General features: G+C 73.4%; 11 protein-coding genes. 6 read left to right on the top strand and 5 right to left on the bottom strand.

Going from position 1 to position 12,180, the window contains the following annotated elements:
- The first annotated feature begins 51 nt into the window (after positions 1-51).
- The 3 genes from OHS82_RS39560 to OHS82_RS39550 all read left to right on the top strand — a co-directional run bounded on the left by OHS82_RS39560 (position 52) and on the right by OHS82_RS39550 (position 3,573).
- Complete coding sequence (locus OHS82_RS39560) at positions 52-879, top strand: MHYT domain-containing protein (RefSeq protein WP_057581160.1); 828 nt, start codon at positions 52-54, stop codon at positions 877-879.
- Positions 880-963: 84 nt separating this feature from the next.
- Positions 964-2,469, top strand: coding sequence for a metallophosphoesterase family protein (locus OHS82_RS39555; RefSeq protein ID WP_328435618.1), 1,506 nt, complete (start codon positions 964-966; stop codon positions 2,467-2,469).
- A 69-nt stretch (positions 2,470-2,538) separates the two neighbouring features.
- Entirely contained in the window at positions 2,539-3,573 is a 1,035-nt protein-coding gene (locus tag OHS82_RS39550; protein WP_328435617.1) for an LLM class flavin-dependent oxidoreductase, read from the top strand.
- A 6-nt stretch (positions 3,574-3,579) separates the two neighbouring features.
- Here the strand turns inward: OHS82_RS39550 and OHS82_RS39545 are convergent, their stop codons facing one another.
- From OHS82_RS39545 to OHS82_RS39525, 5 genes are all read right to left on the bottom strand, one after another.
- Positions 3,580-4,560 (bottom strand): TauD/TfdA dioxygenase family protein, encoded by a 981-nt coding sequence (locus OHS82_RS39545; RefSeq protein WP_328435616.1) that lies wholly within the window; start codon positions 4,558-4,560, stop codon positions 3,580-3,582.
- Between the two features lie 697 nt (positions 4,561-5,257).
- Complete coding sequence (locus OHS82_RS39540; protein WP_057581196.1) at positions 5,258-7,600, bottom strand: SpoIIE family protein phosphatase; 2,343 nt, start codon at positions 7,598-7,600, stop codon at positions 5,258-5,260.
- A 157-nt stretch (positions 7,601-7,757) separates the two neighbouring features.
- Positions 7,758-8,225 carry a peroxiredoxin gene (locus OHS82_RS39535; protein WP_057581164.1) on the bottom strand — a complete coding sequence of 156 codons (468 nt, stop codon included), beginning with the start codon at positions 8,223-8,225 and terminating at the stop codon, positions 7,758-7,760.
- A complete protein-coding gene (locus OHS82_RS39530) occupies positions 8,222-8,602 on the bottom strand; it encodes a DoxX family protein (protein ID WP_057581165.1) in 381 nt (126 codons plus the stop codon). Before OHS82_RS39530 ends, OHS82_RS39535 begins: the two co-directional genes overlap by 4 nt.
- 224 nt (positions 8,603-8,826) lie before the next feature.
- On the bottom strand, positions 8,827-9,345 hold the full coding sequence (locus OHS82_RS39525; RefSeq protein WP_328435615.1) for a MarR family winged helix-turn-helix transcriptional regulator: 519 nt from the start codon (positions 9,343-9,345) through the stop codon (positions 8,827-8,829).
- A gap of 241 nt (positions 9,346-9,586) precedes the next feature.
- On the opposite strand from OHS82_RS39525, the gene ligD reads away from it, so the two are divergent.
- The 3 genes from ligD (at position 9,587) to OHS82_RS39510 (ending at position 12,122) form a co-directional block, all read left to right on the top strand.
- A complete protein-coding gene (gene ligD, locus OHS82_RS39520) occupies positions 9,587-10,567 on the top strand; it encodes a non-homologous end-joining DNA ligase (RefSeq protein WP_063894291.1) in 981 nt (326 codons plus the stop codon).
- 144 nt (positions 10,568-10,711) lie between these two features.
- The gene (locus OHS82_RS39515; RefSeq protein WP_057581167.1) at positions 10,712-11,488 is read left to right on the top strand and encodes an NPP1 family protein; all 777 of its coding nucleotides are present in this window, start codon (positions 10,712-10,714) and stop codon (positions 11,486-11,488) included.
- 166 nt (positions 11,489-11,654) lie between these two features.
- Entirely contained in the window at positions 11,655-12,122 is a 468-nt protein-coding gene (locus OHS82_RS39510) for a GNAT family N-acetyltransferase (protein ID WP_057581168.1), read from the top strand.
- The last annotated feature ends 58 nt before the right edge of the window (positions 12,123-12,180 follow it).

Raw genomic sequence — 12,180 nt, 5'->3', positions numbered from 1 at the left:
TACCCGTAGACATTCCTCCACGAACGTCCGTCACTCTGGGGGGAGTTGGCGATGGAAGGCACCATCGACGGATTCCGGTACGGGGCGGTGACGCCGGCGGCCGCCTTTGTGATGGCCTGCCTGGGCGGAGCCCTGGGGCTGCGCTGCATCGTGCGGACACTGCTCAACCCCGCGTCCTTCAAGCCCGGATGGCTGGCGCTGGGCGCCGCGTCGATCGGCTGCGGCATCTGGACGATGCACTTCATCGCCATGATCGGCTTTCAGGTGGCGGAGACCCGGGTCGGCTACGACGTCGGCCTGACGGTCCTCAGCCTCGCCGTCGCGGTCGTGGTGGTCGGCGTCGGCGTGTTCATCGTCGGCTACCGCGGCGCCGGCCGCGCGGCGCTGTCACTCGCGGGCGCCGTCACCGGCCTCGGGGTCGCCGCCATGCACTATCTGGGCATGGCGGCCATGCAGCTCAACGGGGCGGTGTCGTACGCCCCGTTCACCGTGGCGCTCTCGGTGGTGATCGCGGTGGTCGCCGCGACCGCCGCCCTGTGGGCCGCCGTCACGATCCGCGGGTTCCTGACCAGCCTCGGCGCCAGTCTGGTGATGGGCCTGGCCGTGTCGGGCATGCACTACACGGCCATGGCCGCGGTCAGCGTCCACGTGCACGACACGACGGCGTCCTGGACCGGCGACACCGCGACCTCACTGCTGCTGCCGATGCTCATCGGTCCGGTGATCTTCCTGCTGCTGGCCGGCGTGGTGGTGATGTTCGATCCGCTGCTCGTGCTGGGCGACGGCGAGTGGAACCGGCCCGCCCGGTCGGGCCGGACCGGGACGCCTTCAGAACCGGCCGAACGCCCGGCGACCGTCCGGTCGTGGAGCCGTGAGTGAACGACCGCCCGCGCCCGCCGCGCACGACGTCGTCGCCGGTCGCCCGACTGCCGCCGCACTGTGGATCATTGCTACGGTGCACCGGTGTCTGACTCCTCACGCGATACCGCCGAAGGCGCCGGCTGGGGCGGAGCCGACCACGGCGCGTACCGCCAGCTCATGCCGGGACGGGTCGAGAAGATCTCGTGGCTGAACCCCAGGCTCCTGTGGGCCGCCCGCAACGGGGTGCTCGCCTCCTGGTTCGGCGATCCCACCGGCCGTACCCGCAGCCGTCTGGTGGCGCAGCGCACGGCGGCCGGCGCACCCGCCGACAAGGTGATCCGGCGTGCGGACGCGGACCGCTTCTCCTTCATGGTCATCGGCGACACGGGTGAGGGCGACGATCCCCAGTACGCCGTGGTGCCGGGCTTCCTGAGGGCGAGTCAGGGCACCTCCTTCGCCGTCCTGGCCAGCGACGTCATCTACCCGGTCGGCAGCGCCGACGACTACGGCCCCAAGTTCTTCCGCCCCTACCGCGACTACCAGGCCCCCATTTACGCGATACCGGGCAACCACGACTGGTACGAGGACCTCGGCGCGTTCATGCGGGTCTTCTGCGGCGACGCCCCGGCCCTGCCGGCCGAGCCCGCCGCACGTCCCCTGACCCGTGCGTGGCTGCGCTCCCTGCTGTGGCACCGGCCGCGCGCGCACGACGGCCGACGGCTCGACGAGGCCCGCGCGCTGCGGTCCGGGGCGGGCCGGCAGGCCGTGCAGCCCGGGCCGTACTGGGCGATCGACACGGGGCCCGTGCGGATCATCGGCATCGACACCGGGCTCCTCGGCGTCCTCGACGCCGAACAGGGCGCGTGGCTGCGCGAGGTGTCCCGGGGGCCTCGGCCGAAGATCCTCGTCACGGGATCGCCCCTGTACGTCGACGGCGAGCACCACCCGTGCCCCGTCGAAGGGGGCGGCACCGTCGACGACATCGTGAGCGCGCCGGAGCACCGCTACGTGGCCGCGATAGGCGGTGACATCCACAACTACCAGCGGTATCCGGTGCGTCTGGCGGACGGCCGGACCCTGCAGTACGTCGTCGCCGGCGGCGGGGGCGCCTTCATGCACGCCACGCACACCATCCCGCGGGTTTCCGTCGCCGGCGTCACCGAGCAGGACTTCCGCTGCTATCCGCTGCGCGGCGACTCCCTTGCCTTCTACAGCAGGCTCTACGGGCGGCGGCTGCGGCTGCGGCGCTTCTTCGCCCTGACCGAGGAGGAGGCGCAGGCGGTCGTCGCGGAACGCCTGGGCATCCCGCCGACACGCACACCGGGTCCGCAGGTCCGGGTGACTCCCCGGATCCGGCTGCTGGCCGGCCTGCTGGGGACGGGGAGCCGACCGGAACGCCGCAAGCGGTTCCGGCTGCCGGTACGCAAGATCTACACGCAGTTGTTCTCGCCGAGCTCGGTGACGTACAGCCCACCGTTCTTCAAGTGCTTCCTGCGGCTGGACGTCACACCGGAGTCGGTGCGACTGCGCTGTTTCGCGGCCACCGGCAACCTCGCCCAGGAACTGAACCCGCCGGTCGAGGACGAGGTCACGATCCCGCTGGTCTGAAGCCGCCTGCGACAATCGGCGCCACACCGCTGAACGGCCGTGCACGCCGTCGGACCATGGAGGAGCCCCATGTCGTCGACCCCTCGCCCCTTGCGCAAGCTGGGCTTCCTGACCATCGGACTGTTCGACGGGGACGACCCGGGCCGGGGCCACGAGACCACGCTCGAGATCATCGAACTCGGCGAGCGCCTCGGATTCGACAGCGCGTGGGTGCGTCACCGGCACCTGCAGTACGGCATCTCCTCCCCCGTCGCCGTCCTCGCAGCCGCGTCGCAGCGCACCCGGCGCATCGAGCTCGGCACCGCGGTCATCCCGCTGGGCTGGGAGAACCCGCTGCGCCTCGCGGAGGACCTGGCCACCGTCGACGTCCTGTCCGCGGGCCGTCTGAACCCGGGTGTGAGCGTCGGGCCGCCGATGCACTACGAGCAGGTCAGGGAGGCCCTGTACCCCGACACCTCGGACGCGGAGGACTTCGGCTACGAGCGGGTGCGACGGCTGCTGGACTTCGTGCGCGGCAAACCGGCCACCGACTTCAGCGGGGCGGAGGGCTTCGAGGTGTTCTCGGACCGGGTGCAGCCGCAGTCCCCCGGTCTGGGCCGTCGCCTGTGGTACGGCGGCGGCAGCCTCGGATCGGCGCGGTGGGCCGGGGAACACGGCATGAACTTCCTCACCAGCAGCGTGGTGAAGGCCGAAGGGCCCGACGACGCACGGGACTTCGCCGAGATTCAGCTCTCCCACGTCCAGGCCTTCCGAGCGGCCCACCCCGACGGCGCGGCGGCGCGTGTCTCGCAGGGGCTCGTGGTCGTCCCCACCGACTCCGCCTCACCTCGGCAGCGAGAGAAGTACGAGGAGTTCGCGGCGAAGCGGCTCCCCCGTACGACCTCCCCACAGGGCCCGGCCTGCCTGCTCTTCGCCCCGGACCTGGTCGGCGCCTCGGACGAGATCGCCGAACGCCTGCACGCCCACGCCGCGTTCCGCGAGATCGACGAGGTGGCTTTCGCCCTGCCGTTCGCCTTCGAGCACGAGGACTACGTGCAGATCCTGACCGACATGGCGACGAAGCTCGGTCCGGCGCTCGGATGGCGGCCCGGCGCCGGAGTCTGAACAGCCTCACCAGCGGCCCGGCTCGGTTCCCGTCACCGCCTCGGACGGCCGGCCGTCCACGCCGACGGGGACCTCGCCGGTGAGCATCACCCGGTGCATGGTCCGCGGGAAGCGCAGATGCGCGTTGTCGCTCGGCGCGAGGTGGATGGTGGCGCGGTTGTCCCAGAAGGCCACGCTGCCCGGCTCCCAGCGGAAGCGGACCGTGTACTCGGGACGGGTCGCCTCCTCCAGCAGCATGTCCAGGATCGCCCGGCTCTCCGCGCGGGAGAGGTCGGTGATCTGCTCGAGGTAATAGCCGTTGACGTACAGAACGCGCTCGCCGGTCTCCGGGTGAACGCGTACCAGGGGGTGCACGGAGGCGACCTGGTGGTCGAGGAGGTGGCGGACGTAGGCGTCGTCGCCGGGGCGGGGCTGGTAGCCGACGCCGAGCCGGTGCTCGGCGCGCAGCCCGGCCACGAACTCCCGTACCGGCGCGGAGAGTCCGGCGTAGGCCGCCGCCAGGTTGGACCAGGTCGTGTCGCCGCCGTAGGGCGGCACCCTCTCGGCGCGCAGGATCGTCGCCGCCGGCGGATCGATACGGGCCCCGTGGTCGCAGTGCCAGCCACGCAGCAGCGTGTGGCGGCGGCGGCGGAGCCACTCCTCGTGCTCCATGCCGAACCTGCCGCCCAGTTCGAGCCGGTCGGCGGTCGTCTCGATCTCCGGGAAGTCCGGCGGTGAGGCGCTGCCGCGCCGGCCCGGCACGACGGGTTCGCCGAACCGTCGGGCGAACGCGACATGCGCCGTGTGGTCGAGGCGCTGCCCGCGGAAGAACACCACCTTCCAGCGCAGCATCGCCGCCAGGATCACGGCGACCTGGGCGTCGTCGAGGCCTGCGGACAGGTCGACGCCCTCGATCTCGGCGCCGATGTGCCCGGCGACCGGTCGCACCTGCACACCGGCCGCCCGCGCGGCCTCGTCGTCCGTCCGGCTGTCGAAGTCCGTCGTCATGCCCGCTCCGCTCGTCGTCGGATACCGCTCCGGGGAAGATCGTGACAGCGAAACGGCGGCGTGGCGACAGTGCCCCGGGCCGGGGCGGGCCGAGGCGGGCCAGGCCGGGGCGGGGCGGCTCCGGTCGATCGACCCGACCCCTGTCCGTGAGGCCGGGGGCACGCCCGCACCGCACGGTCGGGGGGAAGGCTCCATCGTGATCGACATCCCGGAGTACGCGCTCGACGCCGGCACGACCGGCCCGGAGCGTCGGCGTGCCGATCTCGACGTCTTCGGCTTCGGGCTCAGCCCCGCGCAGACGGCGGCCGTGGCGGGTCGGACCCGCCGGGGGCCCCGGCAGGGACCTCGAGGTGCACGAGGAGTTCTGAGCGCGGACGTCCGGCCGCCGCCGCTGCGCCGGACTCCGCGCCCTGGCAGCCTGCGCGCGGCCGACTCGCGCGTCGGCAAGCGCGGCACGGGGTCCGGCCACGTGCGACGAGCAGCTCATGGGTCGGACCGAACCAGATCAGACCGGACCAGACCGGACGGGCTGACGGCTAGGTCGGGGGCACCGGCCGGCGGGGCCGGCCCGGACCCGCCCCGGCCCCGGCCCCGCCCGATTCGACCGAGTGGAGCCTCGCGCCGGTGACCGCCGGTGACCGCCGGTGACCGCCGGTGACCGCCGGTGACCGTCGGGAGCGGTCGGCGGTCGGCCGCGTCACTCCGGGTCGAGCGACTGCTCCGCCCAGATCGTCTTGCCCCGGTCGGTCTGCCGGCTGCCCCAGCGCTGGGTGAGCTGTGCGACGAGCAACAGGCCGCGTCCGCCCTCGTCGAAGGCGTGGGCGCGGCGTAGATGGGGCGAGGTGGAGCTGCCGTCGGAGACCTCGCAGATGAGGCTGCGATCGCGGATCAGGCGGAGCCTGATGGGCGGCGCGCCGTAGCGGATGGCGTTGGTGACGAGTTCGCTGACCACGAGTTCGGTGACGAAGGCGGCCTCCTCCAGGCCCCAGGCTGCCAGTTGCTCGGTGGCCGCCTGCCGGGCCTCGGCCACGTGGGCCGGGTCGGGGGCGACGTCCCAGGTCGCGACCCGGTCCGCGCCGAGGGCGCGGGTGCGGGCTAGCAGGAGGGCAACGTCGTCGCCGGGCTCCTCCGGCAGGACCGCCTTGAGCACGCTGTCGCAGAGCGCGTCGAGCGAGGCGGTGGGCGCGGTGAGGGCGCTGCACAGTTCGCCGGTGGCACGGTCGACGTCACGGTCGCGGTCCTCGATCAGGCCGTCCGTGTAGAGGGCGACGACCGAGCCCTCGGGCAGTTCCAGCTCGACGGCCTCGAAGGGCAGGCCGCCCACGCCGAGCGGAGGGCCGGGCGTCATACGGACCAGTTGCGCGCTGCCGTCGGGCAGTACGACGGCGGGCGCGGGGTGGCCCGCGGCGGCGACGGCGAGGCGGCGGCTGACGGGGTCGTAGACGGCGTAGAGACAGGTGGCGCCGAGTTCGGCGACGTCGTCGCCGCCTTCGTCGTAGGCCGCCAGATGGGTGACGAGGTCGTCGAGGTGCGTGAGCAGTTCGTCGGGCGGCAGGTCCACGTCGGCCAGGGTGCGCACGGCCATGCAGAGCCGTCCCATGGTCGCCGAGGACGGGATGCCGTGTCCGACGACATCCCCCACGACCAGGGCGACGCGGCTGCCGGACAGCGGGATGACGTCGAACCAGTCGCCGCCGATGCCCGCCGTGGACCCGCTGGGCAGATAGCGATGGGCCACCTCGACGGCGGCCTGACCGGGCAGACCGCGGGGCAGCAGGCTGTGCTGGAGAGCGAGGGCGGTGGTGCGCTCGCGGGCGAACCGGCGGGCGTTGTCGATGCAGACCGCGGCCCGGCTGGCGAGTTCCTCGGCGAAGACGGCGTCGTCGTCCTCGTAGTCGTCGGAATGTGCGATACGGACGCCGACCAGGACGCCCAGCGTGGTGCCGCGGGCCTGCAGGGGCACCGAGATCACCGAGTGGACCCCGCTGCGGAAGCGGCGGCCCTCGGGGGCGCGCGCGTTGCGTTCGACGAGCCAGAGCATGAAATCGGGCTCGCCGGCCTGGATGCGCACCGCCCGCCCCTCCCGCAGGGCCCGGGCGGGCGGGCTGAAGGGCGGATGGACGTCGGTCTCGCCGAGGCGGACGGCCGCTTCGGGGGTGCCCTCGTGGGCGGAGCCGTGGGCGACCCGGCGCAGCACGACCTCGCCGGTCGGAACGGGTGGCGGCTCGTCGGCGCCGAGCACCCAGTCCAGGAGGTCGACGCTGACGAAGTCGGCGAACCGGGGGACCAGGAGCTCGACCACCTCCTCGGTGGTGCGGACCACGTCCAGGGTGGTGCCGATGGAGGCCGCGGCCTCGTTCAGCAGGGTCAGCCGCTGGCGGGCCAGGTACTGCTCGGTGCTGTCGAACGCGGCCAGGGCGACCCCGGCGACCGCGCCGGAGGTGTCCCGCACGGGCCACATCTCGGTGGTCCAGGCGTGCTCGCGATTGAGGGAGGGGGCTGCGGTGAAGCTCTCGTAGCGGAGCGGGCGGCCGGTCTCGACGACCTGGCGAAGGTGCCGGTTGAAGCCCCGGTGCGGCTCGACGTCGGCGACGGTGTCCGGGAAGTGGCGGCCGAGCAGGACGTCCTCCGAGACGCCCATGACCTTGCAGGCGACCTCGTTCAGCCGCAGGTAGTGCTGCTGGGGGTCGAAGACGGACATCGACATGGAGGCCTGCTGGAAGGCCCGACCGGCCAGGGTCGGCTCGGGGGCCGCGGGGCGCTCGGCGCTGAGCGTGTAGCCGGTGTGCCGGCCGTCGGGGCCGGTCACCGGGCAGGCCGTGACAGTGAGGGTGACGGGGTGGCCGTCGTGGTGGCGCACGACGACCGGGCCGGTCCACTGGCCGTCCGCACGCCGCGGCAGGTCCTCGGCGAGCAGGTCGACCGCCGTCCGGCCCACGGCCTCCTCGGCCGGATGGCCCGTCAGCAGACGGGCGCCCTCGCTCCAGGCCGTCACGATGCCGTCGGCATCGATGACCGCCGCAGCGACGACTTGCTCCATGTCGTCCAGAATGGTCCCTTTGGCCCGGCGCATCAACCGCGACGGGCCAGTGGGGCGTGACGACTCCGGCGGCCTTCCGCCCGGGCCCCGGCGCCCCCGCGCCCCCGTGCCGCCCTCGGTGCGACGGCGGCCCCGCGGGCCCGGTCCGTCGGCCTCGTCAGGCCCGACGGGCGCGCAGCGCGTCGAGGGCGCGGTCTGCGTGGGTGTTCATGCGCAGTTCGCTGCGCACGACCTCCAGGACGGTGCGGTCCTGCCCGATGACGTAGGTGACCCGCTTGTTCGGAGCCAGCGAGAAGCCGCGCTTCACGCCGAACCGCTCCCGGACCGTCCCGTCCTCGTCGGACAGCAGCGGCATGCCGAGGGTGTGCCGGTCGGCGAACTCCTGCTGGCGGTCGACGGAGTCCCCGCTGATGCCGACGGGCTGCGCCCCGACGGCTGCGAACTCCGCCGCGAGGTCGCGGAAGTGGCACGCCTCGGCGGTGCAGCCCGGGGTCAGGGCGGCGGGATAGAAGAAGAGGACCACCGGCCCGTCGGCGAGCAGTTCGGTCAGACTGCGCGGGGTGCCGGTCTCGTCCTTCAGGGCGAAGTCCTCGACGAGGTCGCCCGTCTGCGGAGCCTTGCTCATGCCCGTCCCTCCGTTCCGTTCGCGACGCTGCGGGCCCACATGACGAGCGGGGCCTGCAGGGGCAGGCGACCGACGGCGGCGGCCTTGACCGCGGCGGGACGGTGCCGCCAGTCCCACGCCATCTTGACGTTGGCGGGGAAGACCCCGACGAAGAACGCGGCCGTGGCCAGCGCCGCCGCCTTCCGGGTCCGCGGCAGGGCCACTCCCGCCGCCAGCGCCAGTTCGGCGACGCCGCTCGCGTACGTCCAGGCCCTGGGCGAGCCGGGCAGCGCGCGCGGGACGGTCGCGTCGAAGGAGCGCGGCGCGGCGAAATGCGCGACACCTGCGGTGGCCAGCAGGCCCGCCAGCAGCAGGGGTGAGCGTTCGGACCTGGACACGGGGTTCCTCCTCAGATGACCTTGCGGTCGACACTACTGGACGGTAGACCGGGTTCCGGCGGCGGGGTCGTCACAGCGCACCGCCCCAACTGGCCCCGGTGGCACCGATGTTGCAGGCACCGGGCCGGGCGCCGCCCCCGAGGTGGGCCGGGGCAGCCCGTCGGCACGCCGCCCGGCCGGCTCCGGCTCCCTCCGCGCCGCCGGGTCGGCTCGAGGGGCGGGCGTCAGGCGCCCGGGGCCGTGCCGGACCGCTCGCTCTCCTCGTCGGCGGCGTGGGAGAGGAAGTCGTCGGCCATCCGGTGGAAGAGTGCGGCGAGGCGGCCCAGGTCCTCCCGGCCCCAGTCGCTCAGCGCCAGCTGCATCCCCCGGGCGCCTGCGTCGCGGATCCGGTCGACGGCGTCGCGACCGGCCTCGGTGAGCTGGATCCGCTGGGCGCGGCGGTCGTCAGGGTCGGGCGCCCGGGTGACGTATCCGGTCCTCTGGAGCTGCTGCACGGTGCGGGTCACGTGGGAGGCCTCGACGCCCAGGCGCTGGGCCAGCTCCCCCGGCCGCTGCGGCTCCGAGTCGGCGACCTGCCGCAGCAGGGCCACGGCCGCGCGGTCCAGGGAGATGCCCGCGATCGCCATGAGCCGGTCGTGCATGCGGGCCCGGGTGCTCAGGTAGGTGACGCGAGTGAGCGCGCGCTCGATCTCGATCACCTCCGGCGACGCGACGGAGGGCAGCGGGAGCGGTTCGGTGGGCATGGAACGCATTTTACCATCTTATTGCGTAACTCAAGTAACTGCCTGTGGACGTCGCGGTCCGCTCCGTACGGGGACCCCGCGCGGTCGTCCCACGGTCGATCCCGGGCGCCGCCCACGGCTCCCACGGCTGCCGCACGGCCGGTGAAGCGCAGGCCCACGGGCCGGCGGCGGCGCACAGCCGTTCAGGCGAAACCGGCGCGGCTTTCGCGTGCGGCGGTCCGTCCGCGTCCACACCTCACCCGTGACCCTTCCTCGCATCGCCCCCATGCTCGCCACCCCGGGCCGGCTGCCGCCCGCCGCCCAGGACGCCCGGTGGGCCTACGAGACCAAACAGGACGGCCAGCGGGCCGTGGCGTACCTCGCCGGCGACGGAAGCGTCGTCCTGCGGGCCCGTTCGGGCGAGGACATCACCGGGGCGTATCCGGAGCTGTGGCCGCTGGGCGAGGCGCTCGGCCGCACGCCGGCCGTGCTGGACGGGGAGGTGCTCGCCCTCGACGAAGAGGGCCGCGCCGACTTCCAGTTGCTGCAGTCCCGCATGGGGCTGGTGCAGGCGCCGGGAAAGGCCGCGCGGCTCGCCGCGACGGCGCCCGTGCACCTGGTCCTGTTCGACGTTCTGCATCTCGGCGGGCGCTCGCTGCTGTCCCTGCCCTACACCCGGCGCCGAGCCCGGCTCGAGGCGCTCGCGCTGGACGGGGCCCGCTGGTCGACGCCGGCCGCACTGGTCGGCCACGGGCGTGAGGCCCTGGAGGCGACCCGGGCGCACGGTCTCGAGGGACTGGTCTGCAAACGGCTGGACTCCCCGTACGAGCCCGGGGTGCGCTCCCGGTCCTGGATCAAGATCCGGAACATGCGCGTCGCGGACGTCCTGGTGGGCGGCTGGCTCCCCGGCAAGGGCCGGCTGACCGGACTGCCCGGCGCCCTCCTCGTCGGGCAGCGCGCCACGACGGGACTGCGCTACGTGGGCGGGGTGGGCACCGGCTGGAGCGAGGCCGAGCGCACCGAACTCGCCGCGCTGCTGCGGGCCGCTTCGACCGACGCCTGCCCGTTCGACGCCGTGCCGCGGGCGCCGGGCGCGCACTGGGTCGTGCCCCGGCTGGTCGGCGAGGTCCGCTACAGCACCCGTACCCGGGCCGGGCTGCTGCGCCAGCCGTCCTGGCTGCGGCTGCGACCGGACCTGACGCCGCAGGAGTCGGCGGCCGACCTTCCGGACACTTCCGCCTGACCCAGCACCGGATCCCCGGCCGCGGGACGTCCTGCGCCACGAACCCCCTGCGGACCTCTTGGCGCGGCACCCGAAAACGAGGAAGCTGAACTCCCTTTCCCCCCACAGCCGTTCGGCTGCGCCCGCAAACCGAGGGAGAACTCCGTGTCCGCACGCAGGTTCAAGGCCCACCGCAGGAGATGGCTCACCGGGCTCGCCGGTGCCGCCGCACTCGTCCTCGCCGTCCCCGCCACCGCCTTCGCCGCCCCTCCCCCGGCGCTGCCGCAGAACGCCGAGGCCGACGAACTGGCGTACCAGCCCGCCTTCGACTACGACACGGACGGGTGTTACTCCACGGCCGCGATCGGCCCGGACGGCACGATCAACGGCGGGCTGAAGCCGACGGGCGCGCTCAACGGCAACTGCCGCGACGCCTCCGACCTCGCCTCCACCAACACCTACTCGCGCTACAAGTGCAACAACGGCTGGTGCGCCTACCTCTACGGGCTGTACTTCGAGAAGGACCAGGCGCTCCCGGGCGTCAGCCTCGGCGGGCACCGGCACGACTGGGAGCACGTCGTGGTCTGGGTGCAGGACGGCCGGGTCCAGTACGTATCGACGTCCAACCACGGCTCGTTCACCGTGCACACGGCGTCCTCGGTCCGCTTCGAGGGCACCCACGCGAAGGTCGTCTACCACAAGGACGGCATCAGCACGCATTGCTTCCGGACCGCGGGCCCGGGCGACGAACCGCCGGAGAACCACCGGGGCGTCTGGCAGTACCCCCCGCTCGTCGGCTGGAACGGCTATCCGGCGGGCCTGCGCGACAAGCTCGTCTCCTACGACTTCGGCAGCGCCCACTTCGGCCTGCGGGACGACAGCTTCGCCGGCCACCTGTCGAAGGCCCTGCCCTCCGGGGTCGCCTTCGACCCCAACGCATAGCCGCACCCGCAGGGTTCGGCCCCGGATATGGCGTCCGGGGCCGTCCTGGCGGGCATGATGACCGGATGGATCTTCATGAGGGACTCCCGACGGCGACGTCCGCGCAGGCGCCGCACTCCCCCGCCCGGCCTCCGATGAGGGCGGACACGGTAGAGGGGACGGTCAGGTGATCGCCGCCCGGGTACGGCACGCCGAACGGGCCGATCTGCCGCGGGTCGCCGAACTGACCGCCCAGCACGCCGAGTACGAGCGCGCCGACCACCCGCCCGTGCCCGACCTCGCCCAGCGGCTGGCGGGACTCCTCTTCGACGCGGCGGCGCCCCGCCTGTGCTGCCTGGTCGCCGAGCTCCCCGACGGCGCCATCGTCGGCTACGCCACCTGCGCGCCCGAACTCTCCACCTGGGAGGCGCGCGAGTACCTGCACATGGACTGCCTCTTCCTGGCGCCCGACCATCGGGGGCTGGGCATCGGCGCCCTGCTGATGGACGCGGTCGCGGCCGAGGCCCGGAGCAGAGGGCTGGCCGAGGTGGTGTGGCAGACCCCCGTCTGGAACGAGGGGGCGATCCGCTTCTACGCCCGGCGCGGGGCCCTCGGCGCGGACAAGCGACGCTTCACTCTGAAGGTCAACCCCTGACGCCCGCCGCAGACGTCCACGGAAAGCGGGAGTTTAGCGAGGCATGAGCCGCGAGGGT

Origin of the sequence: Streptomyces sp. NBC_00425, assembly GCF_036030735.1 — a bacterium.
In the GTDB taxonomy this organism is placed as follows: domain Bacteria; phylum Actinomycetota; class Actinomycetes; order Streptomycetales; family Streptomycetaceae; genus Streptomyces.
Note: the sequence above shows the minus strand (reverse complement) of the source record. Positions and strands in the feature narration are given on the sequence as shown.